Origin of the sequence: Streptomyces sp. NPDC001980 (assembly GCF_040296885.1) — a bacterium.
Classification (GTDB): domain Bacteria; phylum Actinomycetota; class Actinomycetes; order Streptomycetales; family Streptomycetaceae; genus Streptomyces.
In genome coordinates this window covers 46,473-71,940 of the sequence record NZ_JBEOYD010000029.1, presented here as the reverse complement: position 1 = coordinate 71,940, position 25,468 = coordinate 46,473, and the positions used below count along the sequence as shown (strand labels likewise).

Genomic DNA, 25,468 nt, shown 5'->3' with positions numbered 1-25,468 from the left:
GTAACCAACAAACGGAGCACCCCACATGCATGACGACCGCAGCCTGGTCGAAGCCCGCCTGAGGCGCGTCCTCGACGAGCGCATCCGCCCCGCCGTGTACCCCGAGTCCGTGCCGCTCGACGTCGCGGTGTGGCACGCGCCCGGCGAGCCCGTGCCGGTCGACGAGGGGCTCGCGGCCGAGCCCGAGCCGATCGCGGTGGGCGCCCGGTGGGGTGCTCCGTGGGGCACCAGCTGGTTCCGGGTGACCGGAACCGTCCCCGAGGGGTGGGCCGGACGGACCGTAGAGGCCCTCCTCGACCTCGGCTTCGACGAGAACATGCCCGGATTCCAGTGCGAGGGCCTGGTCTACCGCCCCGACGGCACCCCGGTGAAGGGCCTCAACCCGCGCAACCAGTGGGTCCGCGTCGGCGCCCCCGTCGAGGGCGGCGAACAGGTCCGGCTGCACGTCGAGGCCGCCTCCAACCCCGTCATCCTCGACTACCACCCGTTCCGGCCCACCTGGCTCGGCGACAAGGACACCGCCGGGCACGAACCGCAGTACACGCTCACCCGGATGGACCTCGCCGTCTTCGACGAGACCGTGTGGAACCTGGTGATCGACCTGGAGGTGCTCGGCGAGCTGATGACCGAGCTGCCGGCCGACGCGCACCGCCGCCACGAGATCCTGCGCGCGGTCGAGCGGGCCCTGGACGCGGTCGACCTGCAGGACGTGAACGGCACGGCGGCCCGCGCCCGTTCGTGTCTCGCCGAGGTCCTCTCCACCCCCGCCGTACCCTCCGCGCACCGGATCAGCGCGGTCGGGCACGCGCACATCGACTCGGCGTGGCTGTGGCCGCTGCGCGAGACCGTGCGCAAGGTGGCCCGCACCACGGCCAACATGACCGCCCTCATCGAGGACGAGCCCGAGTTCGTGTTCGCCATGTCCCAGGCCCAGCAGTGGGCGTGGGTGAAGGAGCACCGGCCCGAGGTGTGGGCGCGGGTGAAGAAGGCGGTCGCCGAGGGGCGGTTCGTGCCGGCCGGCGGGATGTGGGTCGAGTCGGACACCAACATGCCGGGTTCGGAGGCGATGGCCCGTCAGTTCGTGCACGGGAAGCGGTTCTTCCTCGACGAGTTCGGCATCGAGAACGACGAGGCGTGGCTGCCCGACACCTTCGGCTTCGCCGCCGGGCTCCCGCAGATCATCAGAGCGGCGGGCTCGACCCGCCTCCTCACCCAGAAGATCTCCTGGTCCCAGACGAACAAGTTCCCGCACCACACCTTCCAGTGGGAGGGCATCGACGGCACCCGCATCTTCACCCACTTCCCGCCCGTCGACACCTACAACTGCTCCATGAAGGGCAGCGAACTCGCCCACGCGGCCCGCAACTTCAAGGACAAGGGCCGGGCCCGGCACTCCCTCGCCCCCACCGGCTGGGGCGACGGAGGCGGCGGCACGACCCGGGAGATGGTCGCCAAGGCGGCCCGGGTACGCGACCTGGAGGGCTCACCGACGGTCGTCTGGGAGACCCCGGAGCAGTTCTTCGACAAGGCCGAGGCCGAATACCCGGACGCGCCCGTCTGGGTCGGCGAGCTCTACCTGGAGCTGCACCGCGCCACCCTCACCAGCCAGGCGAAGACCAAACAGGGCAACCGGCGCAGCGAACACCTCCTGCGCGAGGCCGAACTGTGGGCGGCGACGGCGGCCGTACGCACCGGATTCCCCTACCCCTACGAGGAGTTGGACCGGATCTGGAAGACGGTCCTGCTCCACCAGTTCCACGACATCCTGCCGGGTTCGTCGATCGCCTGGGTGCACCGGGAGGCGAGGGCGACCTACCAGCGGCTCGCGACCGACCTCGACCGGATCATCGACGGGGCCCAGCGTGCCCTGGCGGGGGAGGGCGACCGGCCGCTGCTGTTCAACGCGGCACCGCACAGCCGGGGCGGCGTCCCCGCCGGGGGCGCGGCGCAGCAACAGCCGTCCGGCGAGGTGACCGTGTCGGACCGGCCCGAGGGCGGACACATCCTCTCCAACGGCCTCCTGCGCATCGAGATCGACGCCCGCGGCCTCGTCGTGTCCGCCTACGACCTCGACGCCGACCGCGAGACCGTCGCCCCCGGCACGGCCGCCAACCTGCTCCAGCTCCACCCGGACTTCCCGAACATGTGGGACGCCTGGGACGTCGACGCCTTCTACCGCAACGCGGTCACGGACCTCACGCAGACCGACGAGCTGACGGCCGGCGAGGAGGGTGTCCGGATCGTACGGTCCTTCGGCTCGTCCCGGGTCACCCAGGTGCTGTCCCTGCCACCGGGGGAGCGTCGGCTGCTGATCGACACGGAGGTGGACTGGCACGAGACCGAGAAGTTCCTGAAGCTGGCCTTCCCCCTGGACGTGCACGCGGAACGGTACGCGGCCGAGACCCAGTTCGGGCACTTCCACCGCCCGACCCACACCAACACCTCTTGGGAGGCGGCGAAGTTCGAGGCCTGCAACCACCGCTTCGTCCAGCTGGAGGAGCCGGGCTGGGGCGTGGCGATCGTCAACGACTCGACCTACGGCCACGACGTCACGCGCAGCGTCCGCACGGACGGCGACCAGGGCACGACGACCACGGTCCGCGTCTCACTGCTGCGCGCCCCCCGCTTCCCCGACCCCGAGACCGACCAGGGCATCCACCGCTTCCGGCACGCCCTGGTACCGGGCGCGGGAATCGCGGACGCGGTCCGGGAGGGCTGGCGGATCAATCTGGCGGAGCGGCGGGTGACGGGAGCGCGGGAGGTGGCTCCGCTGGTGACGGTGGACAACGAGGCGGTCGTCATCACGGCGGTGAAGCTGGCGGACGACGGCAGCGGCGACGTGGTGGTCCGCTTCCACGAGGCGCATGGGGGCAGGGCCCGAGCTTCGTTGACCGCGGGCTTCGAGGTCGCGGATGTCACGGCGACGGACCTCTTGGAGCGCCCCCTCCCCGACGCGCCGGAGCATGTCGGCAACAGTGTTGGACTGCGCCTGCGCCCGTTCGAGTTGGTGACTTTGCGACTCCGGCGAGCCTGAGCGCCCCTTCGGGGCCCTGCCGAACCGCAGCGGACTTCGCCGGGTCCGCTCAGGTGCCGAGCTGCGCGCGCAGCCATTCCTCCACTTCACCCACATGCGCAGCCGCCGCCGAGCGCGCCGCCTCCGGATCCCGGGCCACCAACGCCCGGTGGATGGCGGCGTGCTCCCGCCGCGTCCTGTCGAACGCCCCCTCCTCCTCGTACCCCCGCCACACCCGCGCCCGGAACGTCCGCGACGACAGCCCCTCCAAAATCGCGGCCATCGTGTCGTTCCCCGCGGCCCCCGCGATCACCCGGTGGAACGCGAGGTCGTGCGCGAGGATCTCCTCGGGATCGTCCGTCGCGTTCATCGCCGTGAGGTGCTTCTCCACCTCGGCCAGCTGATCGGCCGTGATCCGCGCAGCGGCCAGCGCCGTCGCCGTCGACTCAAGGACCCGCCGCACCTCCAGCAGCTCCACCAGCTGCGGCCCGCGGGACAGGTCGGCGACCACACCGAACGTCTCCAGCAGGTCACCCGCCTCCAGCTGGGTGACGTAGATGCCGGAGCCGTGCCGGGCCTCCAGGACGCCCAGCACCGTCAGCGCGCGGATCGCCTCGCGCATGGAACTGCGGGACATGCCCAGCTGGGCGGCGAGATCCCGTTCCGTCGGCAGCCGCTGGCCCGGCTCCAGGCGGCCCTCCCCGATCATCGCCTTGATCCGCTCGATGGCGCGCTGCGTCACCGTGCCCTTCTGTGGCGCCGTCTCGTCCACACCGCTCCTCCTGTCGCCCGGTGCGCCGAAGTCTAACCAGCGAGGTGGTCCGACCACTATGGCTCGTTCGACGGTTCATCGACGGAAAATAAGCGTCCGCGGGGTGTTGAATCCGCCGAGTGGTCTGATAAGTATGCGGGCATCTGCTCGAACACGCTCGATGAGGAGCTGCCAAGATGCCCGGCAGAACACTGAGGAAGCGGAACAGGTCCCGGATCATCGCCGCGACGGCCGTGGCCGTCGGAGCCTCGCTCCTGCTCGCCGCCTGCGGCAGCACGAAGGACACCGGCAGCGGCAGTGCCGGAGGCGGCGGCACCGGCAAGGTCGGGGTGATCCTGCCCCTGCTGACCTCGCCGTTCTGGCAGTCGTACAACGACTATGTGCCCAAGATGGCGACGACCGAGGGCGTGGACGCGCTGAAGACGGTCAACTCCAACAGTGACCCCTCGCAGCAGATCACCGACATCAACAACGAGCTGAACCAGGGCGTGAAGGGGCTGGTCGTGGCCCCGCTGGACAGCGCCGCCATCGAGGCGGGCCTCGACCAGGCCGAGCGCAAGGGCGTGCCGGTGGTCGCCGTGGACGTCGCGCCCGACAAGGGCAAGGTCGCCATGGTGGTCCGCGCCGACAACGTCGCCTACGGCGAGAAGGCCTGCGACTACCTCGGCCAGCACGTCACCAGCGGCAAGGTCGTGCAGATCATGGGCGACCTGGCCTCGGTCAACGGCCGGGACCGCTCCGAGGCGTTCCGCTCCTGCGTGAAGAAGAAGTACCCGAAGCTCAAGGTCCTGGAGATCCCCGCCAAGTGGGAGTCCGACACGGCCGCCGCCCAGCTGGGCACCCTGCTCAACGCCAACCCCGACATCAAGGGCATCTACATGCAGGCCGGCGGCGTCTACCTCGCGCCGACCCTGCAGACCCTGAAGTCCAAGGGCATGCTCAAGACGGCCGGGCAGAGCGGGCACATAGTGATCGTCTCCAACGACGGCATCCCGCAGGAGTTCGACGCCATCCGCAAGGGCCAGATCGACGCGACCGTCTCCCAGCCCGCCGACGCCTACGCCAAGTACGGCATGTACTACATCAAGGCGGCGATGGAGGGAAAGACGTTCAAGCCGGGTCCGACCGACCACGACTCCACGATCGTCAAGCTGTCCAGCGGGATCCTGGAGGACCAGCTCCCGGCGCCCCTGGTCACCAAGGACAACGTGGACGACCCGAAGCTGTGGGGCAACACGGTCAAATGATCACGCCACTCGTTGAGGCCCGGGACGTCGTCAAGCGGTACGGCCCCACCGTCGCCCTCGCCGACGGCCGGCTCACCGTCCTGCCGGGCGAGTCCCATGCCCTCGTCGGCCGCAACGGCGCCGGCAAGTCCACCCTGGTCAACGTCCTGACCGGCCTCCAGGCCCCGGACGAGGGCACCGTCCGCTTCGACGGCGAACCCGCGCCCGCGCTCGGTGACCGGGACGCCTGGCGGCGCAAGGTGGCCTGCGTCTACCAGAAGCCGACCGTCGTACCGGAGCTGACGGTCGCCGAGAACCTCTTCATCAACCGGCAGCCCCTGCACCGCGGGTTCATCAGCTGGCGCCGGCTGCGCGGCGAGGCGGCCGCGCTCCTCGACACCTGGGACGTGCACGTCGACCCCGAGGCGCGCACCGCCGACCTCAAGGTCGAGGACCGTCAAATGGTCGAGATCGCACGGGCGTTGAGCTTCGGCGCGCGGTTCATCGTCCTCGACGAGCCGACCGCCCAGCTCGACAACCGGGAGATCGAGCGGTTGTTCAGCCGGATGCGGGCGCTGCAGGACTCGGGCGTGACCTTCCTGTTCATCTCGCACCACCTCCAGGAGGTCTACGAGGTCTGCCAGACCGTCACCGTGCTCCGCGACGCCCGCTGGATCATCACCGCCCCCGTCGCCGACCTGCCCAGGGCCGCCCTGGTGGAGGCGATGGCGGGGGAGGCGGTGACCGGGCAGCAGCAGGGACCGCGGGACGCGGTGCCCGCCGAGGCACCCGTCGTCCTCCGCACCAGCGGCCTCACGTCCGAGTCGTACGACCTCATCGACCTCACCGTCCGCAGCGGCGAGGTCGTCGGCCTCGCCGGCACCAGCGGCAGCGGCAAGATCGAACTCGCCGAGACCATCGCCGGGTTGCGCACCCCGACCGGCGGGACCGCGCAACTGGAGCAGAAGCAGCTGCCGTTCGGCGACGTGCGGGCCGCGCTCCGAGCGGGCGTCGGCTTCGTGCCCCGCGACCGGCACGAACAGGGACTCGTCCCCGGCATGAGCATCGGCGACAACGCCACCATGACCGTGCTTGACCGGCTCGGCCGCGGCGGTTTCGTCGGCACCGACCGCAAGCGCGGCTTCGCCACCGGGCTGATCGAGCGCCTCGACATCCATGCCGAGGGCCCCGACCAGCCCGTCTCCGACCTGTCCGGCGGCAACGCGCAGAAGGTCGTCATGGCCCGCGCCCTCGCCTCGGAACCGCGGCTGCTGGTGCTGGTCAACCCCACCGCGGGCGTCGACGTGAAGTCCAAGGAGTCGCTGCTGGCCCGCGTGGACAGCGCCCGTGAGGACGGCACCGCCGTGCTGGTCGTCTCCGACGAACTCGACGACCTGCGCCGCTGCGACCGCGTCCTTGTCCTCTTCCACGGCCGGATCGTCGCCGAACACCCGGCCGGCTGGCACGACCACGAGCTGATCGCCTCCATAGAAGGAGTGGACTCCATGCCCGAAGGAGTGGACCATGGCTGAGACCAAGGCCCCGCCGCTCACCCCGGTGCGCTCCCCGGACCCGCGCGCGGCCCGCACCGTCATTCTGCGCCGCGCCCGTGAACTCGCCCTCGTTCCCGCCCTGTTGCTGCTCATGGTGCTCGGTGCGGTGGTCAACGACTCGTTCCTCACCGAACGCAACCTGATCTCCATCCTGGGTGCCTCCGCCGCCCTCGCGATGGTGGTGCTCGCCGAGTCGCTGGTCCTGATCACCGGCAAGTTCGACCTCTCCCTGGAGTCGGTCGTCGGCATCGCCCCCGCCGTGGGTGCCCTGCTGGTGCTGCCGTCGGCCGAGTCCGGCTGGGGCACGGAGTTCCCGGCCGCCCTCGCCATGGTGGCGATCCTGGTCGTGGGCGCGGCCGTCGGTGCCTTCAACGGGATCCTGGTCGTCAAGTTCAAGCTCAACGCGTTCATCGTGACGCTGGCGATGCTGATCGTGCTGCGCGGTGTGCTGGTCGGCGCCACCAAGGGCAAGACCCTGTTCGGGATGCCCGACAGCTTCTTCACCCTGGCCACCACCACCTTCCTCAGCGTCCCCATGTCGGTGTGGCTGGCCGCGGTCGCCTTCGCGGTCACCGGGCTCGTGCTGAAGTACCACCGGGTCGGCCGCGCCCTGTACGCCATCGGAGGCAACGCCGACGCGGCCCGGGCCGCCGGTATCCGCGTCGACCGGGTGATGCTCGGGGTGTTCGTGGTGGCCGGGGTCCTCGCCTCCGTCGGCGGGATCATGCAGACCGGGTACGTGGGCGCGATCAGCGCCAACCAGGGCAACAACATGATCTTCACGGTCTTCGCCGCGGCGGTGATCGGCGGCATCAGCCTGGACGGCGGCAAGGGCACCATGTTCGGCGCCCTGACCGGCGTACTCCTTCTGGGTGTCGTGCAGAACCTGCTCACCCTGGCGCAGGTGCCGTCGTTCTGGATCCAGGCCATCTACGGCGGCATCATCCTGGTCGCCCTCATGATCGCCCGTGTCACCACGGGACGGGCCCAGGACTGACCGGCCCGCTCCCGCACTCCCCCCGACGGAAAGGCAATCCGTGTCCCCGAGCACCGCCCGCATCACCGCGGTCGACACCCACGACATCCGCTTCCCCACCTCGCGCGAGCTCGACGGCTCCGACGCGATGAACCCGGACCCCGACTACTCGGCGGCCTATGTCGTGCTGCGCACCGACGCGGGCGACGGCCACGAGGGGCACGGGTTCACGTTCACCATCGGGCGGGGCAACGACGTCCAGGTCGCCGCGATCGACGCGCTGCGGAACCATGTGCTCGGCCGCCCGGTCGACGAGGTCTGCGACGACCCCGGATCCCTCTACCGGGACCTGATCGGCGACAGTCAGCTGCGCTGGCTCGGCCCCGAGAAGGGCGTGATGCACATGGCGATCGGCGCGGTGGTCAACGCCGTCTGGGACCTCGCCGCCCGCCGCGCCGGCAAGCCGCTGTGGCAGCTGCTCGCCGACGCCGAGCCCGAGTGGATCGTCCGCCAGATCGACTTCCGCTACCTCACCGACGCCCTCACCCCGGAGGAGGCCCTCGCCATCCTCCAGCAGGGCCGGGAAGGCGCCGAGGAGCGGCGGGCCCGCCTCCTCGAGCGCGGCTTCCCCGCCTACACCACCTCGGCCGGCTGGCTCGGCTACGACGACGAGAAGCTCACCCGGCTCGCCGCCCAGGCGGTCGCCGACGGCTTCCGGCAGATCAAGCTGAAGGTCGGCGCCGACCTGGAGGACGACATCCGGCGCTGCCGGGTCGCCCGCGCGGTCGTCGGCCCGGACATCCGGATGGCCGTCGACGCCAACCAGCGCTGGAACGTCGACGAGGCGATCCGCTGGACCAAGGCCCTCGCCGGGTTCGACCCGTACTGGATCGAGGAGCCCACCAGCCCCGACGACATCCTCGGCCACGCGGCGATCCGCCGGGCGGTCGCCCCGGTCAAGGTCGCCACCGGCGAGCACGTCCAGAACCGGATCGTCTTCAAGCAGCTGCTCCAGGCCGGCGCCCTCGACATCCTCCAGATCGACGCGGCCCGGGTCGCCGGAGTCAACGAGAACCTCGCCATCCTGCTGCTGGCCGCGAAGTTCGGCGTCCCGGTCTGCCCGCACGCGGGCGGTGTCGGACTGTGCGAACTCGTCCAGCACCTCTCGATGTTCGACTACCTGGCGGTCTCCGGCACCACCGAGGACCGGGTCATCGAGTATGTCGACCATCTGCACGACCACTTCCTCGATCCGGTGGTGATCCGCGAAGGTCACTACACGGCACCCACCGCACCGGGCTTCTCGGCCGCCATGCGACCGGAGTCCGTCGCGGAGTACACCTATCCCGGCGGCACCTTCTGGGCCGCCGACCCCGCAACACAGAAGGGACAGGCGGCATGACCGACTTCGAGGGTCTGAGGGCCCTGGTCACCGGCGGCGCCTCCGGGATCGGGCGGGCCACCGCCGAACTGCTCGCCGAGCGCGGCGCCCAGGTGGCCGTCCTCGACCTCGACCCGTCCGCCGTCGAGAAGCCGCTGCTGGGCTTCCGGGCCGACGTCACCGACGACGCCTCCGTGCGGACGGCCGTGGAGAGCGCCGTCGAGGCCCTCGGCGGCCTCGACGTCCTCGTCAACAACGCGGGCATCGGCGCCCAGGGCACGGTCGAGGACAACGACGACGACGAGTGGCGCCGCGTCTTCGACGTCAACGTCCTCGGCATGGTCCGCGCCGCCCGCGCCGCCCTGCCGCACCTGCGCCGCTCGGAGCACGCGGCGATCGTCAACACCTGCTCCATCGCCGCCACCGCGGGCCTGCCGCAGCGCGCCCTGTACAGCGCCACCAAGGGCGCCGTGTACTCCCTGACGCTGGCCATGGCCGCCGACCACGTCCGCGAGGGCGTCCGCGTCAACTGCGTCAACCCCGGCACGGCGGACACCCCGTGGATCGGCCGCCTCCTGGACCGGGCGTCCGACCCGGCCGCCGAGCGCGCCGCCCTGGAGGCCCGCCAGCCCTCCGGACGCCTGGTCTCCGCCGCCGAGGTCGCCGGTGCCATCGCCTACCTGGCGAGCCCCCTGTCCGGTGCCACCACCGGCACCTCCCTCGCCGTCGACGGCGGCATGCAGGGCCTCAGGCTGCGGCCGGTGGGCCAGTGAACGCGCTCGGCCGCAGCGGCGTCCGGGTCAGCCCGCTGGGCCTCGGCGCCGCCGTGATCGGCAACCTGTACACCGAACTCCCCGACCAGCAGGCGTACGACACCGTCACGGCCGCCTGGCAGCAGGGCATCCGCTACTTCGACACCGCCCCGCACTACGGCCTGGGGCTGTCGGAACGGCGGCTGGGCGAGGCCCTCCGGCAGTACGACCGGGACGCGTACACCCTCTCCACGAAGGCCGGCCGCCGACTGGAGCCGGGCCCCGGCGACGGCGACGACCTCGCCCACGGCTTCGCCGTGCCCGACACCCTGCGCCGGGTCTGGGACTTCACCGCCGACGGCATCCGCCGCACCCTGGAGGCCAGCCTGGAGCGGCTCGGCCTCGACCGGGTCGACGTCGTCTACCTGCACGACCCCGACGACCACGCCGAAGAGGCCTTCCGCGAGGGCTACCCGGCCCTGGAGAAGCTCCGCGCCGAGGGGATCGTGGGCGCGATCGGCGCCGGCATGAACCAGACGGCCATGCTCACCCGGTTCGTGCGCGACACCGACGTCGACGTGGTGCTGTGCGCGGGCCGCTACACCCTCCTCGACCAGAGCGCCCTCGCCGACCTCCTCCCCGCGGCCGAGGAGCGCGGCACCTCGGTGGTGATCGGCGGCGCCTTCAACTCCGGTCTGCTGGCCGACCCGAAGCCGGACGCCACCTACAACTACGCCCAGGTCTCCCACGAGTTGCTGTCCCGTGCCCTGCGTCTCAAGGCGCTCGCGGAACAGCACGGGACCACCCTGCGCGCCGCCGCCCTCGCCTTCTGCGCGGCCCACCCGGCCGTGGCGAGCGTCCTGGTCGGCGCCCGCTCGGCGGCCGAGATCGCGGACGGGGCGGAGCAGTTCGCCACGCACGTCCCCGCCGCCTTCTGGCAGGAGCTGCACGCCACCGGCCTGCTGCCGGCCGACGCCCCCGTACCCACGGAGGACCGGTCATGAGAGTCGCCCTGCACACCAGGGTCCGGGCCGACCGCATCCCCGCGTACGAGGCCGCGCACCGCGAGGTCCCCGCCGAACTCACCGACGCCATCCGCGCCGCCGGGGCCACCTCCTGGACCATCTGGCGCAGCGGAACCGACCTCTTCCACGTCCTGGACTGCGCCGACTACGGCCGGCTCCTCGCCGAGTTGGAGAAGCTTCCGGTCAACGTGGCCTGGCAGGCCCGGATGGCCGAGCTGCTCGACGTCGTCCATGACTACTCCGAGGCGGGCTCGGAGGCCGGCCTGCCCGTCGTATGGGAGCTGCCATGACGATCGACGCCCACCACCACGTCTGGGACCTCTCGGTACGGGACCAGGACTGGATCACCGGACCCGAACTCCAGCCGCTCAGAAGGAACTTCACCGTCGAGGACCTCGAACCCGAGGCGGCGGCGGCCGGGGTCACCCGCACGGTGCTCGTCCAGACGATCACCGTCCCCGAGGAGACCCCCGAGTTCCTCGCCCTCGCCGACGCCCACGACCTGGTCGCCGGAGTCGTCGGCTGGACCGACCTGACCCGCGCGGACGTCGCCGACGAACTCGCCCGCCTGCGCGAACTCCCCGGCGGCTCCTACCTGAAGGGCATCCGCCACCAGGTGCAGGGCGAACCCGACCCGGAGTGGCTGCTGCGCCCGGACGTCGCCCGGGGCCTGGCCGCGCTCGCGGACGCGGGCCTCGTCTACGACCTCATCGTCCAGGCCCACCAGCTCCCGGCCGCCGTCAAGGCCGCCGAGTCCCACCCGGACCTCACCTTCGTCCTCGACCACCTGGGCAAGCCCCCCATCGCGTCCGGCACCCTCGAACCCTGGGCCACCGCCGTCCGCACCCTCGCCGCCCGGCCCAACACCGTCTGCAAGCTCTCCGGCATGGTCACGGAGGCCGACCCCGCCTCCTGGACCGTCGACGACCTGCGCCCGTACGCCGAGACGGTCCTGGACGCCTTCGGCCCGGACCGCCTGATGTTCGGCTCGGACTGGCCGGTGTGCGTCCTGGCCGGGACCTACGGCGAAGTCTTCGACGCGGCGACCCGGTTGATCGGCCCCGCCGACCGCACCGCCGTCTTCGAGACCACCGCCACCCGCGTCTACGACCTCTGAGCCGCGCCCGCCAGCCGGGTCGGCGGCAGGAACTCCCGCACATAGGTCCGCTCCCAGCACGCGCCCGTCTCCCGAAGCTCCCGCCAGCTGGTGTAGCGGTAGCGGAAGAGGCGGGCGCGGACGAAGCGCGGGGGCTGGTCGGGCGGGAAGGGGGAGCGGCGCAGCAGCCGCAGCGTGTCGCGGTCGTTCTCCAGGAGGCGTTCCACCAGGCCGCCGAACCAGTCCCCGGCGTACGCGGGGGACAGGGCGGCGAACCACATCAGCCAGTCCAGGCGGAGGTGGTAGGGCGCGAACTGTCGCGGCCAGTGCCGGGGATCGCCCGGCTTGCCCCTGAACTCGTACTCCCGCCAGTCCGCGTCCTCGCGCGCGGTGCCGTCCAGCGTGCCCTCGACCACCACCTCGTACCGCACCCGGCTGACGCTGCCGAACGCGCCGTAGGTGTTGACCAGGTGGAGCGGGTCGAAGGAGCGGTTCATGACCTGGCGGCGGGAGACCATGTTCACCACCGGGCGGTAGCTCAGGAAGAGGAGCAGCGCGGTCACGGCGAGGACGACCACCTCGTACCAGAGCGGGGTGGGAGGTGCCGCACGACGGTCCGTGGGGAGGCGGAGCGCCGACAGGGCCAGCACGATGGTGATCCAGTTCAGCCAGGAGAAGTTGCCGGAGACCACCAGCCACAGCTGGGTGAGGATCATCAGGGACGCGGCCGCCGTCGCGATCGGCTGGGGGGTGAACAGCAGGACGGGGACGACGAGCTGGGTGACGTGGTTCGCGGCCACCTCCGCCTTGTGCACCGGCCCGGGCAGGTGGTGGAAGAACCAGCTCAGCGGGCCCGGCATCGGCTGGGTCTCGTGGTGGTAGTGCAGGCAGGTGAGCTTGCGCCAGCAGGCGTCCCCGCGCATCTTGATCAGGCCCGCCCCGAACTCCACCCGGAACAGGATCCAGCGCAGCAGGAAGAGCACGACGACCGGCGGGGCCACCTCGTCGTTGCCCAGGAAGACGGCCAGGAAACCGGTCTCCAGGAGCAGCGACTCCCAGCCGAACGCGTACCAGGTCTGGCCGACGTTGACGATCGAGAGGTACAGCGCCCAGGGGACCAGCCACAGCACCATCCCGGCCCACAGCGGGAGTTCGGAGTCCGCTCCCGCCAGCAGCGCCGCCGACACCGCGCAGCCCGCCCAGGCGCAGCCCGCGAAGAGACGGTCCGAGTAGCGCAGATGGAACAGGCTCGGCGCCCGCCGGAAGGGGACGCGGGCCACGAACCGCGGGATCGGCAGCATCCCGCGCTCGCCGAGCAGGGCCCGGAACTGCAGCGCCGCCGTCAGGAACGCGACGAGGTACACGCCGGCCAGAGCCCGCTGGAAGACCAGCCGGCTCACCCAGTACCCGGGTTCGGTGAACCAGTCCACGGCCGTGCGCTCCTGCCTCTCTCCATGATGCCGCCCCCCCCGGATCGGCAGGGGCCTGTCACCCTGTGTACCGCGCCTCCCCGCTTGCGTAACCCGAGCGAGTGAAGCAGACAATAGGGGAGAAATTGCCCGTAAGGGGTTCCCCTGGCATGGTGGCCCCATGGCTGATCGGGGAGCGAGCGCTCCGTCACTCCCGGACGACTGGCCCGCTCACCCGGACCACCCGATCCTGGCGCTCAACCGGATGGGCACCTTCGACTGGGACCTCGACGCCGGCCTGTTCCACATGGACACCCAGGCGTACGAGGTGTTCGACCTGACCCCCGAGGAGTACGACGGCCGCCCCGAGACCCTCGCCGCCCGGGTTCCCCCGGCCGAGTCCAGCAGGCTGGACGCGGTGGTGTCCCAGGCCATCAAGGACGGCAGCGAGAACTACGGGACGTACTTCCGCATCCGGCGCCGCGACGGCACCTCGCGCTGGACCCACACCCAGGGCTACATCCGGCGCGACGAGACGGGCCGCCCGCGCCGGGTCGTCGGGATCGTCCGGGACGCCACCCAGGAGCTGGAGGACAGCGAGGCCCGGAACCTGCGGGACGCCCAGGGGCAGGCGCTGCGCCGGCAGACCGGCGTCGTCCAGGCGGTCACCGCCGCGCTCGCCCACGCCAGCAGCGTCCAGGAGGTCATCGACGTCCTCAAGGACACCCACGGCGTCCCCAACCTGGGCGCCACCAGCCTGGTGATGGGCCTGGTGGAGGCCGGCCGGATCCGGCTGGTCGCCGAGGGACCGGAAGGCAGCTTCGTGCCCGGCACCCGGATCACCCGGATAGAGGAGCCGTACCCGATGGGCGAGGTGGTGCGGACCCTCAGCCCATGCTTCATCGAGTCACCGGAGGAGTTCGCCGAGGGCTACCCGATCCTGTGGCCGCACATCACCGACCTGCACATCACCTCGGCCGCCTATCTGCCGCTGATCGCCCAGGCCCGCCCGATCGGCGCCATGGGCCTGCTCTACAACGACCGGCTCGGCTTCTCCAGCGAGGAACGCGCCGTCCTGGTCGCACTCGGCAGCAGCATCGCGCAGAGCCTGCAGCGGGCCATGCTCTTCGAGCAGGAGAAGGACCTCGCCCAGGGCCTCCAGCAGGCCATGCTGCCGCGCACCATCCCCAGCGTGCCCGGGGCCGACGTCGCCGTCCGCTACCGCTCCGCGGCCGCCGGCGGCTCCCTGGGCCGGGACATCGGCGGCGACTGGTACGACCTCATCCCGCTGCCCGGCGGCCGGGTCGGCGCGGTCATCGGCGACGTCCAGGGCCACGACACGCACGCGGCGGCCGTCATGGGCCAGCTGCGCATCGTGCTGCGCGCCTACGCCGCCGAGGGGCACGCCCCGGCCACCGTGATGGCCCGCGCCTCCGTCTTCCTCGACGAGCTCGACACCGACCGCTTCGCCACCTGCCTGTACGCCGAGGCCGACCTCGCCACCGGCGTCGTCCAGGTGGTCCGCGCCGGGCACATCGACCCGCTGGTCCGCGCCGCCGACGGCGCCTGCCGCAAGGTCCCCGTCGAGGGCGGGCTGCCGCTCGGCCTGTCCGCCGAGTTCCAGAGCCTGGAGTACCCGGTCTCCACCCTGGAGCTCGATCCCGGCGAGACGCTGCTGCTGTGCACCGACGGGCTCGTCGAGCAGCCGGGCGAGGACCTCGGGGACGGCATGCGAGCCCTGGCCGAGCAGGTCGCCAAGGGGCCGGAGGACGTGCGCGACCTCGCCGACCTGCTGATCGAGGTCGCCGACGAGCGGGGCGGTGACGACGACGTGGCCCTGCTCCTGCTGCGCCGCTGCGGCTCCGACACCGCACAGGCCGTCGGCCGCCTCCAGCAGCACGTGGCCTCCGGCGACCCCGAGGCGCTCACCCTGGCCCGGCACATGGTCCGCGCCGCCGTCCGCGCCTGGGGCGCCGGGGACCGCGCCGACGAGATCGAGCTGGTCGCCGACGAACTGATCACCAACGCGCTGATGCACACCGAGGGCTCCGCGATCGTCACCCTCCGGGTCCTCGGCGGCAGCGACCGCCGGCTGCGCGTCGAGGTCGAGGACTCCTCCAGCGCCCTGCCGCGCCGCCGCGAGGCCGGCGAGGACGGGGTCTCCGGGCGGGGGCTGCTGCTCGTCGACCAGATCGCCGACGTGTGGGGCGTGGAGGCGCGCGGCGGCGGCAAGGCGGTCTGGTGCGAGTTCCGGATGCCGGAGAAGCCCGACGGGACCTGACCCCGGGAGCCTCGGGTGGCACTCTGGACGCATGCCCGAACTGCCCGAGGTCGAAGCGCTCAGGGACTTCCTGACCGAGAACCTGGTCGGCCGCCAGGTCGTACGCGTGCTGCCGGTCGCCATCAGCGTCCTGAAGACGTACGACCCCCCGGTCGGCGCCTTCGAGGGCAGCGAGGTCGTCGCCGTGCACCGGCACGGCAAGTTCCTGGACATCGAGGGTGACCGCGGACTGCGGTTCGTGACCCATCTGGCCCGGGCGGGCTGGCTCCAGTGGAAGGACCGGCTGCCGGACGGGCTGCCCCGCCCCGGGAAGGGCCCCCTGGCGCTGCGGGCGGCCCTGGAGACCGGTGCGGGTTTCGACCTCACCGAGGCCGGCACCCAGAAGAAGCTGGCCGTGTACGTCGTCCGCGACCCGCAGGACGTCCCCGGTATCGCCCGGCTCGGCCCCGACCCGCTCGCCGACGATTTCGACGAGGCCCGTCTGGCAGCCTTGCTGAAGGATGAGCGACGGCAGCTGAAGGGCGCCCTGCGCGACCAGAGCCTGATCGCCGGGGTCGGCAACGCCTACAGCGACGAGATCCTGCACGCGGCGAAGATGTCCCCGTTCAAGCTGGCCGCGTCCCTGACGCCCGAGGAGACGCACCGGCTGTACGAGGCGCTGCGCACCACCCTCACCGAGGCGGTGGAGCGCTCCCACGGCCTGGCGGCGGGGCGGCTCAAGGCCGAGAAGAAGAGCGGGCTGCGGGTCCACGGCCGGACCGGCGAGCCCTGCCCGGTGTGCGGCGACACCGTCCGCGAGGTCTCCTTCAGCGACTCCTCGCTGCAGTACTGCCCGACCTGCCAGACCGGCGGCAAGCCGCTCGCGGACCGCCGGATGTCCCGGCTGCTCAAGTAGCCGGTTCTCACTTGGGGTCCAGGGTCACCAGGCGCTGCCCGTCCGCGTTGCGCACCTCGTAGCGGTCGATCTCGTCGGGGTGCATCGAGGAGCCGCCCGTCATGGTGCTCACCCGGTCGTCGTGGTCGCGCTCCGCCCAGGTGGTGACGATCTGTTCGGAGCCGTCGTCGCCGACGGCGACCAGCCGGCAGGAGCGCGGCCCGTCCGGGTCCTTCACCTGCAGTTCGATCGTGCTGCCGGAGTCCGTGTCCTCCGACTTCACCTGCGCCCAGATGCCGGACTGCGCGTCGGTGGCCGCGGTGACCTGCACGGCCGGTGCGGCGTCGTGGCCGACGTAGGTCGCGATGCCGGGGCCGGCGACCGCGAACACCACCGAGGCGGCCAGGCCGTACAGCAGCTTGCGGCGCTTGGCCCGGTGCCGGGTCGCGACCTCGGCGAGCAGCCGGTCGAGGAGCCGGGGGCCGGGCTGGGCCATGGGGTGCACGAAGCGCGGCGTGGCCCGGCGGTACAGCATCAACTGCCGTGCCGCGGGGCCGAACTCGGTCACGTGTGCCGTACAGCTCGGGCACTCCATGAGATGGTCCTCGAAGCGGAAGGCCTCCGCCTCGTCCAGCACGCCGAGCGCGTACGCGCCGACGTCGCGATGCCTTTCCAGGGACCTCATGCCGAATCCTCGTGCCGATGGGTGCGGGTGGGGGTTACTCGTTGTTCCTTGCTCCCACCCGTACGCAGTCGGCAGCCGTTTCACTCAAGCCACGTACAGAATCGTAATCAACGGATTCGGAGCGGCCGGGCCCGCGGATTGGTCCTGAATCAAAAAAGATGGATGGCGAGATGCCCCAGGGGCAGACCGAGCCGCCAGGCGGGGGTCCACACCTTCGGCCCGTCGTCCTCGCCGAACACCGAACCGCCCCCCGGCACCGCGTCCAGGTCGGGCGCGAGCAGCTCGGTCTCCTCCAGCCAGCGCCAGGCGGCCACGGCCAGGTCCAGGTCCGGTGACGGCCCGCCCGACTCGGCCGTCTCGGCCGTCACCACAGCCATACGTTCGCTGACCCAGTCCTGCCACGGCTGGTCGTACGCCGTGAGCGAAAGCCAGGTCTCCAACTGGGACACGACCCGGATGCCCGACAGTTCGCCGTCCGTGTCGGAGAGGAAGATGGTCAGCGCCAGCGCGTCGCGGCCGGCCCGGAACTCGAAGGACGTCGGTGGCATGAGATCGCCGGTGCGCAGCAGCTCGTCGGCGATGTACTCGGCGTACAACCAGGCCATCGGGACCGCCAGTTCCCCGCTTCCGGCCCCGTCCGTGCTCTCTTGACCTCTGTGCAGCATCCCGTCCTGCCTTCCTCCGGTGCGCGCGTGGCCCCGACCCCGGGTCCGTCCCTCTCCCGGTGCGGAACACGGATGAAGACAGCTGATTGCTCAAACATGGTCCTCAGCAAGGCGCTTTACCGAGGTTTGACCTGGCTTACGGTTTCATCGCAGGTCGGGTGCATAACCGGGCAGAACCCGGCGCAGGGCGCGCAGCGCGTAGTACGCCCGCGACTTCACGGTACCGGGTGGAATCCCCAGGGTCTCGGCGGCTTCCGCAACACTCGCCCCTTGGAAATACACCAGCACCAGGACTTCACGGTGTTCGGGGGTGAGAGTCTTCACAGCCTCCCGGACGTCGAGCGTCGCGGCGGCGCGTTCGGCGTGGTCGCCGGCGGCCCGGGCGTTCTCCAGGACGGCGTCGTGCACCTCGGCGGGCCGCGCCTGCCGGGCCCGCCGCGCGTCGATGGCGAGCCGCCGGCCGACCGTCAGCAGCCAGGGCAGCACGGAGTCGAAGTCGTCGGCGCGCAGTGCCTCGGGATGCTGCCAGGCGCGCACGAGGGTCTCCTGGACGAGGTCCTCGGCCCGCTGCCGGTCCCCGTCGCTGAGCCGGAGCAGCAGCGCGAAGAGCGGTCGGCCGTGCTCGCGCTGGAGCGCGACGAGCTCGTGCTCGGCGGTCGTCGTCCCGTGGGGAAGGGTGGTTCCGGCCGTCATGGCCGTATGGCATCGCAGGGCCCGGCCGGGGGACAGGGGGCATACCGGGATGTGCGGCGGACGGTCGATCGCGTCGGCGAACGGTGCGACGAACGGTCCCGCATCCCCCGTACCCGACCCGGATGGGTCAATCGGGACGCCTGAGTTGTTTGCGGCTGCCTCCACCTTCGTACCCATTGATCTGTAAATCGGACAAGGCTTGCGACTCTGGGGTACTCCTGATGATCAATCGCAGACGCCAGGCGGCCCTGGCCCTGACCGCCCTGCTCGCCGCCGCAGCCGCCTGTCAGAACCACGTGCGGGCGGAGAACGCCGCCCCGCCCCCCAACCCGGCACCGGCCGTGCCCGCCACCGGCTTCACCCTCGTCGCCTCCGGTGACGTCATGCCGCAGAAGTCCGCGACCGACCACGCGAACTTCGACGCGGGCGGCAACGGCTACGACTTCCGCCCGATGCTCGCCGGCGTCGAACCCGTCGTCTCCCACGCCGACCTGGCGCTCTGTCACCTGGCGACCGTCACCGGCACGGACGGCGCCCACACCGCCCTCACCTCCCCGCCGCAACTCGCCGAGGCCCTCGCCGCCACCGGCTACGACGGCTGCTCCACCGCCTCCGACCGCGCCCTCGACGACGGCACCGCGGGCATCCAGCGCACCCTCGACGCGCTGGACCGGGTGGGCCTGCGGCACTCCGGCACCGCCCGCACCGATGCCGAGGCCGGCACCCTCACGCTGATGAACGCGGGCCGTGCCCGGGTGGCCCAGCTCTCCTACACCTACGACGTCAACGGCAACTCCCTGCCGCCCGGCCAGCCCTGGGCGGTCGGCCTCCTCGACGAGAACCGCATCCTCGCCGACGCCCGCGCCGCCCGGCAGGCCGGCGCCGACGTGGTCGTGGTCTCCGTGCACTGGGGCACCGAGGGCAGGGACGCCCCCGACCAGCAGCAGCTCACCCTCGCCAAACGGCTCACCGAGGCGCGCACCGGCGGCCGCCCCGACATCGACCTGATCCTCGGCACCCACGCGCACATCCCGCAGGCGTACGAGAAGGTCAACGGCACCTGGGTGGTCTACGGGCTCGGCGACCAGCTGGCCGGCGAGATGTACAACAGCCAGGGCCGGCAGGACCCGCGCGGCAACCAGTCCACCCTCGCCCGCTTCACCTTCACCCCGCCCACCGCTCCGGGCGGCCGCTGGGAGGTCGCCAAGGCCGAGTTCATCCCCCAGGTCTACGACGTCGACGCCGGCCGGGTCGTCGACCTCAACGCGGCCATCGACCAGGGGGCCGACTTCACGGCCGCCCGGGACGCCATCCGGGACGTCGTGCTCAGCCGCGGGGCCGCCAAGGACGGGCTGATCATGGGGGAGTAGCGGCGGTCACTCCACGCGGCGGTCACCCCGCGCCGCGGTCACTCCACGTCGACGTGGTCGAACGTCACCAGCAACTGCTTCAGCACCCGTACGCACGCCGTGATCTCGGCGTCGGTCAGGTCGCCGCCGACCTGCCGGTTCAGGGCGTGCTCGCGGGCGAGGACCGCGGTGATGGTCGCCCGCCCCTCGGCCGTGAGCCGGATCAGGGAGGAGCGCTGGTGCGCGGGGTTCGGGGTGACCTCGGCCCAGCCACGCGCCACCGCGTCGTTCACCGTGCGCTGCACGAACTGCCGGCTCAGCGCCATGATCCGGCCCATCTGGGGCACCGTCATGGGCTCGTACCGGCGCAGCAGGTCCAGTACCGAGCGCACCCCGACCGAGGCCCCCTCGATCTGCTCGCCCTGCTCGACCTTGCGGAAGGCGCGCCGGTAGAGCGGGCCGATCAGGTCGAACACCTCGGTGATGCGCTCGCCCAGCTCGTCGGGGGCGAGGGGCTTGTCGATGTCGTTCACCCGGCCATCATGCACCGCACCGTCATGGCAACCGAGGTGTCAAAGCCATCATGACAACCAGGTTGTCAAACTCTCCCGAAGATGACACCTTGGTTGTCATGAATGGTGCTGCGGACGTCCGCTTCTTCCCGTCCTCCGACGGCGACCTCGCCTACCTCGACACCGGCTCCGGCGACCCGGTGGTCCTGCTCCACTCCGGGTACGTCGACCACCGCTTCTGGTACCGGCAGATCCCCGCGCTGGCCGCCGAGTACCGGGTGATCGCCCCGGACGTACGCGGCCACGGCTCCTCCGCCAACGCGAGCCGGCTGTTCCGCTGGGCCGACGACCTCGCCGCACTCCTGCGCCACCTCGACGCCGGACCCGCCGTCCTCGTCGGCGTCTCGATGGGCGGGGTGATCGCCACCGACACCGTGCTGGAACACCCCGAGCTGGTCCGCGCGGTGGTCACCTGCGGTGCGGCGACCGGCGACTTCCGGTACACGGACTGCTGGCACAAGGGACTCCAGGACGAGTACGCCCGTACCCTGGGCGCCGGCGACATCGAGGGCTGGGCCGACGTCTTCCTGCGGGGCGTGGCCGGCGAGCACCGTGCTGTCGCCGACCTCGACTCGGACATCCCGCGCCGGCTGCGGGAGATGGCCCTGCGCACGATCTCCAAGCACACCCCCGGCGAGCCGGACCGGCATGTCCCGGTGACCGGCTCCTGGCCCCGGGTGCCCAAGATCGACGTGCCGGTCCTCACGATCAACGGCGGCCTGGAACCCACCGCCCTGCTCGCCGCCGCCGACCGTCTGGCCCGCGAGGTCCCGGACGGCCGCGCCGAGGTCGTCGAAGGGGTCGGCCACTATCCGAACCTGGAGAAGCCCGAGGTCTTCAACGCCCTCCTGCTCGACTTCCTCCGGGCCCTCTAACGCCCCGCCAGCCGCGACCTCTTGTACGAGTAGCCGAAGTAGATCACGCAGCCGATCACGAACCAGACGGCGAACCGCACCCAGGTCTCCCACTTCAGGAACGTGATCAGCCAGATCGAGAAGACGACACCCAGCGCCGGCACGAACGGCATCCACGGCGTACGGAAGGTGCGCGGCAGCTCCGGCTGCCGGTAGCGCAGCACGATCACCGCCGCGCACACCACCACGAAGGCCAGCAGGATGCCGATGTTGGTGAGTTCGGCCGCCTCGCCGATCGGCACGAACCCGGCGAGCAGTGCCGAGGCGACCCCCACGATCCAGGTCACCCGGGTCGGGACGTGCCGCGTCGGGTGCGTCTTCGCGAACCACGCGGGCAGCAGCCCGTCCCGCGACATGCTGAACCACACCCGGGTCACACCCAGCATGAATGTGAACATGACCGTCAGGATGCCGATGATCGCGCCCACCGCGATCACGTCCGCGAGACCGCTCAGCCCCACCGACTTGAACGCCGTCGAGAAGCCGCTCTCCGGGTCGATGTCCTTGTAGTTCTGCATGCCCGTCAGGACCAGGCAGGCCGCCACGTACAGCACCATCGAGATCGCCAGCGAGTAGATGATCGCCTTCGGCATGTGCCGCTGGGCGTCCTTCGACTCCTCGGCCGCCGTCGACATCGCGTCGTACCCGAAGACCGCGAAGAACACGGTCGCCGCACCGGTGAACGCGCCGCTGATGCCGAACGGGAAGAAGGGGTGGTAGTTCGCCGAATTGATGTGGAAGACGCCCACGCCGATCACCAGCAGTACCACCAGCACCTTGAGCACCACCACGATCGTCTCGAAGCGGGCCGCGCTGCGGATGCCGAGGTTGAGCAGGTAGGCGATGAGAAGACAGAGCACGGCGGCGAACAGGTCGACCCGGTGGCCGTCGCCGGTGCCGGGTGCGCCCAGCATCCAGTGCGGCAGGTTCGCGCCCATCTCCTCGACCAGGAAGCTGAAGTACCCCGAGATGCCGATCGCGACCACCGCCACGATCGCCGTGTACTCCAGGAGCAGGTCCCAGCCGATGAACCAGCCCGCGAACTCGCCGAGCACCGCGTAGCCGTACGTGTACGCCGACCCCGCCTTCGGGATCAGCCCGGCGAACTCGGCGTACGACAGCGCGGCGCAGGCGCTCGCCACCCCGGCGATGAGGAACGAGACCAGGACGGCGGGACCGGCCGTCTCGTTGGCGACCGTGCCGGCGAGGGTGAAGATGCCCGCGCCGATGATGCCGCCCACACCGATCGCGGTCAGCTGCACCAGCCCGAGCGATCTGTCGAGCCGGGCGCCCTCGGTGACCTCGGTCTCCTCGATGTGTTCGATGGGTTTGCGACGGAGAATTCCTTCACCCATGCGGAGCTTGGCCATGTGCCTCACCTCTTCGCCGATCGCGAACGGCTGACGGCCGATCATGATGGCCCAGGGGCGTCAAGGACGGAAGACGCCACGCACGGTCTCGGCCCAGCCCGGCGTCCAGGTCCGGGCGGCGGTGCGCGGCGGGCGGGACTCGGTGAGATGGGTGCGCAGGGCGGTGAGCGCCGGGTGCGGGTTGGCGGTGGCCCAGAGCAGGGAGTGGGGGTAGAGGGGGGTCGGGCCGAGGAGCGGGATCCGGCGCAGGTCGTGGCCGTCCGGCCAGACCAGCCGGGTCTGCTCGCTGACGAGGGTCGCCAGGGTGCCGGAGCCCGCGAGCGCGTCCTGCAGCGCCCCGGAGAAGTTGGGGCCGGAGGAGTCGATGGCGAGTCCGAACTCGGCGGCGAGGGAGGCGTAGTACGCGGCCCACTCGGTGCCCTCCACGATCCCCGGGATCCAGATCCGGTGCCCGGCGAGCTCCGCGGGCGCGACCGAGGTCCGGCCTGCCAGGGCGTGCCCCGGGCCGGTGAGGAGCTGGACCGGCTCGTCGTACACCCGGGCGGCCTCGACGCCCCTCGGCAGCGGCCGGCCCGGCATGGCGACCGCCCGGAACGACGCGTCGATCGCACCGGAACGCAGGGCGGTCAGTGCCGACTCCACGTCGAAGAGGGTGACGACGTCCAGGGCGAGGTCGGGGTGCGCCTCGTGGAAGCCGCGCAGCAGCGCCGCCGGGGCGAGCCGGGCGCCGACCACGTCGACCCGCAGCGGGCGCCGCCCCCGCCGTACCGAGGCGGCCGCCCGCTCCTCGGCCAGTAGCAGTTCGCGGGCGGGCGGCAGGAAGGCCCGGCCGTCGGCGGTCGGCTCGGCGCCCCGGGCGGTCCGGGTGAACAGCCGCACCCCCAGCTCCTTCTCCAGCGCCGCGATCCGCTTGGACACCGCCTGCTGGGTGACCCCCAGCACGGCCGCGGCCTCCTGGAACTGCCCGGAGTCGGCGACGGTGACAAAGGTGCGCACGGCGGTGAGGTCCACCTCCACACCGTACAACCGATGGTTGTGGCAGCGGGCCCGGAGGTTGTTTGATCCGACGGCCACCTGCACGTTTTCATGTCCCGGGTCAACGGGAGGTTGTGCATGGGGCGGCGGTTCGGGTGGCTGTGGGCCGCGTACTCGGTGAGTGCGCTCGGGACCTGGCTCGCCTTCGACGTGTTCTCGGTGATCGCCGTCATCGCGCTGCACGCGGGGTCCGCGGAGGTGGCGCTGCTCGCGGCGACCGGGCCGGCCGTGGGCGCGATCGCGGCGGTGCCGCTCGGGCCGTGGGTGGAGTTCCGGCGCAAGCGGCCGGTGATGATGGCGATGGACCTCATCAGGTTCGCCGCACTGCTCACCGTCCCGGCCGCCTACGCGCTCGGCGCCCTCGGCGTCGGCCAGCTGCTGCTGGTCTCGGTGGTCGTCGCGGCTGCCGACATCACCTTCGGCGCGGCCTCCGGCGCCTTCCTGAAGTCCCTCGTCCCGGCCGACCGGCTGCTCACCGCGAACGCCCGGTTCGAGTCGACCAACTGGACCGCGCTGGTCCTCGGCCCGCCCCTCGGCGGCGCCGCGATCGGTCTGTTCGGGCCGGTGGCGACCGTCGCGGCGAACGCGGTCAGCTTCCTGCTGTCGGCGCTCGGCATCCGGGCCGTCGGCGGCGGCGAGCCGCGCCCCGCACAGCGGGACGTGCAGCGGCTGCGCGCCGCCGACCTGCTCGACGGCTGGCGGTACATCCTCACCAGCCCGGCCCTGCGGCCCCTCTTCTTCAACAGCCTCGCGGGCAACGCCCTGATCATGGTCGCCGCACCACCGCTGGCCGTCCTCATGCTCGGCCCGCTCGGCTTCGCCCCCTGGCAGTACGGCCTCGCCTTCGCCGTGCCCTGCCTGGGCGGCCTCCTCGGCGCCCGGCTGGCCCGGCCGCTGGTCGCCCGGTACGGGCAGTGGCGGGTGCTGCGCACCGCGAGCGCCCTGCGCGCCGTCTGGCCCCTCGGGCTGGCCTTCGTCGGGCCCGGGCTGCCCGGACTGCTGCTGGTGATGGTCCTGGAGCTCGGGGTGATCACCTGCTCTGCCGTCTACAGCCCGGTGTACGCCACCCGCCGCCTGGAGCACACCCCGGACGACCGGGTCGCCCGCACCCTGTCCGCCTGGTCGGTCACCGGCAAGGCCACCACGGCCGCCATGACCGCCCTGTGGGGCCTGCTGGCGAGCCTCACAGGACCGCGCACCGCGATCGCCCTCGCCGGGATCCTGCTCCTGGCGACCCCGCTGCTGCTCCTGCGGGAGACCGCTACGGTACGACCGTCACCGGCCACCGTCCCGCCTTCACCAGACGGATCGCGACCGAGCCGATGAACCGGTGGCCGGCCTGCTCGGAGGCGCCCACCACGACCGCGTCGGCCTTCAGCTCGTCGGCCGCCTTCACCATTCCGCTGTACGCGTCGCCGCGGAAGGTGTGGAACTCCCAGCGCACCTCGAATATCCCCTTGAGCCGCTCGGCCGCCTCCCGGATCTGCCCGACCAGCTCCTCCGCGATCTCGTCCGTGGTCTCCGCCACCGGTGCCCCGAGCGCCGCGCCGGCCGCCAGCACCGGCTGGACGTACACGATGGCCAGCAGCGCGTGCTGCCGCCGGGCCAGACCGGCGGCGTAGGAGGTCGCGCGCCACGAGGAGTCCGAGCCGTCCATGCCGACCACGATGACCTTGGGGCCGTCCGTGCCCCGCTCGAACTGGTGTTGTTCCGCCACGATCCGAGGCTATCGGAATCCACAGCTCCGGTGGGCGCCCGGGACGGCCGACGCGCGCGCCGGTTCCCGTCGGCTCCTGCCCGCTTCCGGCCGCTCGACGGGCGGGCGGC

General features: G+C 71.7%; 23 protein-coding genes. 14 read left to right on the top strand and 9 right to left on the bottom strand.

Going from position 1 to position 25,468, the window contains the following annotated elements; genetic code table 11:
* Positions 1 to 25 precede the first annotated feature (25 nt).
* The gene (locus tag ABT137_RS34955; RefSeq protein ID WP_351715151.1) at positions 26 to 3,034 is read left to right on the top strand and encodes an alpha-mannosidase; all 3,009 of its coding nucleotides are present in this window, start codon (positions 26 to 28) and stop codon (positions 3,032 to 3,034) included.
* A gap of 49 nt (positions 3,035 to 3,083) precedes the next feature.
* Here the strand turns inward: ABT137_RS34955 and ABT137_RS34950 are convergent, their stop codons facing one another.
* Positions 3,084 to 3,785: a FadR/GntR family transcriptional regulator gene (locus ABT137_RS34950; RefSeq protein WP_351715150.1), complete on the bottom strand. Its 702-nt coding sequence runs from the start codon at positions 3,783 to 3,785 to the stop codon at positions 3,084 to 3,086.
* 176 nt (positions 3,786 to 3,961) lie between these two features.
* On the opposite strand from ABT137_RS34950, the gene ABT137_RS34945 reads away from it, so the two are divergent.
* The 8 genes from ABT137_RS34945 to ABT137_RS34910 are packed head-to-tail and all read left to right on the top strand — an operon-like array spanning position 3,962 to position 11,815.
* Complete coding sequence (locus tag ABT137_RS34945) at positions 3,962 to 5,032, top strand: sugar ABC transporter substrate-binding protein (protein WP_351715149.1); 1,071 nt, start codon at positions 3,962 to 3,964, stop codon at positions 5,030 to 5,032.
* Positions 5,029 to 6,543: a sugar ABC transporter ATP-binding protein gene (locus ABT137_RS34940; RefSeq protein WP_351715148.1), complete on the top strand. Its 1,515-nt coding sequence runs from the start codon at positions 5,029 to 5,031 to the stop codon at positions 6,541 to 6,543. The genes ABT137_RS34945 and ABT137_RS34940 overlap by 4 nt, the downstream gene beginning before the upstream one ends.
* A complete protein-coding gene (locus ABT137_RS34935) occupies positions 6,536 to 7,561 on the top strand; it encodes an ABC transporter permease (RefSeq protein ID WP_351715147.1) in 1,026 nt (341 codons plus the stop codon). Before ABT137_RS34940 ends, ABT137_RS34935 begins: the two co-directional genes overlap by 8 nt.
* A gap of 40 nt (positions 7,562 to 7,601) precedes the next feature.
* Positions 7,602 to 8,942 (top strand): L-fuconate dehydratase, encoded by a 1,341-nt coding sequence (locus ABT137_RS34930; RefSeq protein ID WP_351715146.1) that lies wholly within the window; start codon positions 7,602 to 7,604, stop codon positions 8,940 to 8,942.
* Positions 8,939 to 9,694 carry an SDR family NAD(P)-dependent oxidoreductase gene (locus ABT137_RS34925; protein ID WP_351715145.1) on the top strand — a complete coding sequence of 252 codons (756 nt, stop codon included), beginning with the start codon at positions 8,939 to 8,941 and terminating at the stop codon, positions 9,692 to 9,694. The genes ABT137_RS34930 and ABT137_RS34925 overlap by 4 nt, the downstream gene beginning before the upstream one ends.
* Positions 9,691 to 10,677, top strand: coding sequence for an aldo/keto reductase (locus ABT137_RS34920; protein ID WP_351715144.1), 987 nt, complete (start codon positions 9,691 to 9,693; stop codon positions 10,675 to 10,677). The genes ABT137_RS34925 and ABT137_RS34920 overlap by 4 nt, the downstream gene beginning before the upstream one ends.
* Entirely contained in the window at positions 10,674 to 10,988 is a 315-nt protein-coding gene (locus ABT137_RS34915; protein ID WP_351715143.1) for an L-rhamnose mutarotase, read from the top strand. The genes ABT137_RS34920 and ABT137_RS34915 overlap by 4 nt, the downstream gene beginning before the upstream one ends.
* The gene (locus ABT137_RS34910; RefSeq protein ID WP_351715142.1) at positions 10,985 to 11,815 is read left to right on the top strand and encodes an amidohydrolase family protein; all 831 of its coding nucleotides are present in this window, start codon (positions 10,985 to 10,987) and stop codon (positions 11,813 to 11,815) included. Before ABT137_RS34915 ends, ABT137_RS34910 begins: the two co-directional genes overlap by 4 nt.
* Here ABT137_RS34910 and ABT137_RS34905 read toward each other — a convergent pair.
* Positions 11,803 to 13,224 carry a lipase maturation factor family protein gene (locus ABT137_RS34905; RefSeq protein WP_351715141.1) on the bottom strand — a complete coding sequence of 474 codons (1,422 nt, stop codon included), beginning with the start codon at positions 13,222 to 13,224 and terminating at the stop codon, positions 11,803 to 11,805. The two genes, ABT137_RS34910 and ABT137_RS34905, sit on opposite strands and share 13 nt — an antisense overlap.
* A 160-nt stretch (positions 13,225 to 13,384) precedes the next feature.
* On the opposite strand from ABT137_RS34905, the gene ABT137_RS34900 reads away from it, so the two are divergent.
* Positions 13,385 to 15,484 carry a SpoIIE family protein phosphatase gene (locus ABT137_RS34900; protein ID WP_351715140.1) on the top strand — a complete coding sequence of 700 codons (2,100 nt, stop codon included), beginning with the start codon at positions 13,385 to 13,387 and terminating at the stop codon, positions 15,482 to 15,484.
* A gap of 31 nt (positions 15,485 to 15,515) precedes the next feature.
* Positions 15,516 to 16,379: an Fpg/Nei family DNA glycosylase gene (locus tag ABT137_RS34895; protein WP_351715139.1), complete on the top strand. Its 864-nt coding sequence runs from the start codon at positions 15,516 to 15,518 to the stop codon at positions 16,377 to 16,379.
* Between the two features lie 7 nt (positions 16,380 to 16,386).
* On the opposite strand, the gene ABT137_RS34890 is transcribed toward ABT137_RS34895, so the two are convergent.
* The 3 genes from ABT137_RS34890 to ABT137_RS34880 all read right to left on the bottom strand — a co-directional run bounded on the left by ABT137_RS34890 (position 16,387) and on the right by ABT137_RS34880 (position 18,401).
* Positions 16,387 to 17,043, bottom strand: a complete 657-nt coding sequence (locus tag ABT137_RS34890; RefSeq protein ID WP_351715138.1) for a zf-HC2 domain-containing protein — start codon at positions 17,041 to 17,043, stop codon at positions 16,387 to 16,389.
* 149 nt (positions 17,044 to 17,192) lie between these two features.
* A complete protein-coding gene (locus ABT137_RS34885; RefSeq protein ID WP_351715137.1) occupies positions 17,193 to 17,708 on the bottom strand; it encodes a hypothetical protein in 516 nt (171 codons plus the stop codon).
* A 144-nt stretch (positions 17,709 to 17,852) separates the two neighbouring features.
* On the bottom strand, positions 17,853 to 18,401 hold the full coding sequence (locus tag ABT137_RS34880; protein WP_351715136.1) for a sigma-70 family RNA polymerase sigma factor: 549 nt from the start codon (positions 18,399 to 18,401) through the stop codon (positions 17,853 to 17,855).
* Between the two features lie 221 nt (positions 18,402 to 18,622).
* Here ABT137_RS34880 and ABT137_RS34875 point away from each other — a divergent pair, with 221 nt between their 5' ends.
* Positions 18,623 to 19,771, top strand: a complete 1,149-nt coding sequence (locus tag ABT137_RS34875) for a CapA family protein (protein WP_351715135.1) — start codon at positions 18,623 to 18,625, stop codon at positions 19,769 to 19,771.
* Between the two features lie 38 nt (positions 19,772 to 19,809).
* Here the strand turns inward: ABT137_RS34875 and ABT137_RS34870 are convergent, their stop codons facing one another.
* Positions 19,810 to 20,283 (bottom strand): MarR family winged helix-turn-helix transcriptional regulator, encoded by a 474-nt coding sequence (locus tag ABT137_RS34870; protein WP_351715134.1) that lies wholly within the window; start codon positions 20,281 to 20,283, stop codon positions 19,810 to 19,812.
* Positions 20,284 to 20,381: 98 nt separating this feature from the next.
* Here ABT137_RS34870 and ABT137_RS34865 point away from each other — a divergent pair, with 98 nt between their 5' ends.
* Complete coding sequence (locus ABT137_RS34865; RefSeq protein WP_351715133.1) at positions 20,382 to 21,197, top strand: alpha/beta fold hydrolase; 816 nt, start codon at positions 20,382 to 20,384, stop codon at positions 21,195 to 21,197.
* Here the strand turns inward: ABT137_RS34865 and ABT137_RS34860 are convergent.
* Entirely contained in the window at positions 21,194 to 22,606 is a 1,413-nt protein-coding gene (locus ABT137_RS34860; protein WP_351715132.1) for an amino acid permease, read from the bottom strand. The genes ABT137_RS34865 and ABT137_RS34860 overlap by 4 nt on opposite strands.
* Positions 22,607 to 22,666: 60 nt before the next feature.
* Entirely contained in the window at positions 22,667 to 23,617 is a 951-nt protein-coding gene (locus ABT137_RS34855; protein WP_351715131.1) for a LysR family transcriptional regulator, read from the bottom strand.
* Positions 23,618 to 23,719: 102 nt separating this feature from the next.
* Between ABT137_RS34855 and ABT137_RS34850 the strand changes: the two genes are divergently transcribed.
* Positions 23,720 to 24,967: an MFS transporter gene (locus tag ABT137_RS34850; RefSeq protein ID WP_351715130.1), complete on the top strand. Its 1,248-nt coding sequence runs from the start codon at positions 23,720 to 23,722 to the stop codon at positions 24,965 to 24,967.
* Here the strand turns inward: ABT137_RS34850 and ABT137_RS34845 are convergent.
* Positions 24,903 to 25,358 carry a universal stress protein gene (locus tag ABT137_RS34845; protein ID WP_351715129.1) on the bottom strand — a complete coding sequence of 152 codons (456 nt, stop codon included), beginning with the start codon at positions 25,356 to 25,358 and terminating at the stop codon, positions 24,903 to 24,905. The genes ABT137_RS34850 and ABT137_RS34845 overlap by 65 nt on opposite strands.
* Between the last annotated feature and the right edge of the window lie 110 nt (positions 25,359 to 25,468).

Excerpts from the sequence above, each read along its gene's own strand:
- ABT137_RS34910 (WP_351715142.1), top strand. The coding sequence starts at position 10,985 with ATGACGATCGACGCCCACCACCACGTCTGGGACCTCTCGGTACGGGAC.
- ABT137_RS34860 (WP_351715132.1), bottom strand. The coding sequence starts at position 22,606 with ATGGCCAAGCTCCGCATGGGTGAAGGAATTCTCCGTCGCAAACCCATC.
- ABT137_RS34915 (WP_351715143.1), top strand. The coding sequence starts at position 10,674 with ATGAGAGTCGCCCTGCACACCAGGGTCCGGGCCGACCGCATCCCCGCG.
- ABT137_RS34885 (WP_351715137.1), bottom strand. The coding sequence starts at position 17,708 with ATGCTGCACAGAGGTCAAGAGAGCACGGACGGGGCCGGAAGCGGGGAA.
- ABT137_RS34895 (WP_351715139.1), top strand. The coding sequence starts at position 15,516 with ATGCCCGAACTGCCCGAGGTCGAAGCGCTCAGGGACTTCCTGACCGAG.
- ABT137_RS34900 (WP_351715140.1), top strand. The coding sequence starts at position 13,385 with ATGGCTGATCGGGGAGCGAGCGCTCCGTCACTCCCGGACGACTGGCCC.
- ABT137_RS34945 (WP_351715149.1), top strand. The coding sequence starts at position 3,962 with ATGCCCGGCAGAACACTGAGGAAGCGGAACAGGTCCCGGATCATCGCC.
- ABT137_RS34955 (WP_351715151.1), top strand. The coding sequence starts at position 26 with ATGCATGACGACCGCAGCCTGGTCGAAGCCCGCCTGAGGCGCGTCCTC.
- ABT137_RS34890 (WP_351715138.1), bottom strand. The coding sequence starts at position 17,043 with ATGAGGTCCCTGGAAAGGCATCGCGACGTCGGCGCGTACGCGCTCGGC.
- ABT137_RS34875 (WP_351715135.1), top strand. The coding sequence starts at position 18,623 with ATGATCAATCGCAGACGCCAGGCGGCCCTGGCCCTGACCGCCCTGCTC.
- ABT137_RS34880 (WP_351715136.1), bottom strand. The coding sequence starts at position 18,401 with ATGACGGCCGGAACCACCCTTCCCCACGGGACGACGACCGCCGAGCAC.
- ABT137_RS34925 (WP_351715145.1), top strand. The coding sequence starts at position 8,939 with ATGACCGACTTCGAGGGTCTGAGGGCCCTGGTCACCGGCGGCGCCTCC.
- ABT137_RS34865 (WP_351715133.1), top strand. The coding sequence starts at position 20,382 with ATGAATGGTGCTGCGGACGTCCGCTTCTTCCCGTCCTCCGACGGCGAC.
- ABT137_RS34935 (WP_351715147.1), top strand. The coding sequence starts at position 6,536 with ATGGCTGAGACCAAGGCCCCGCCGCTCACCCCGGTGCGCTCCCCGGAC.
- ABT137_RS34850 (WP_351715130.1), top strand. The coding sequence starts at position 23,720 with ATGGGGCGGCGGTTCGGGTGGCTGTGGGCCGCGTACTCGGTGAGTGCG.
- ABT137_RS34940 (WP_351715148.1), top strand. The coding sequence starts at position 5,029 with ATGATCACGCCACTCGTTGAGGCCCGGGACGTCGTCAAGCGGTACGGC.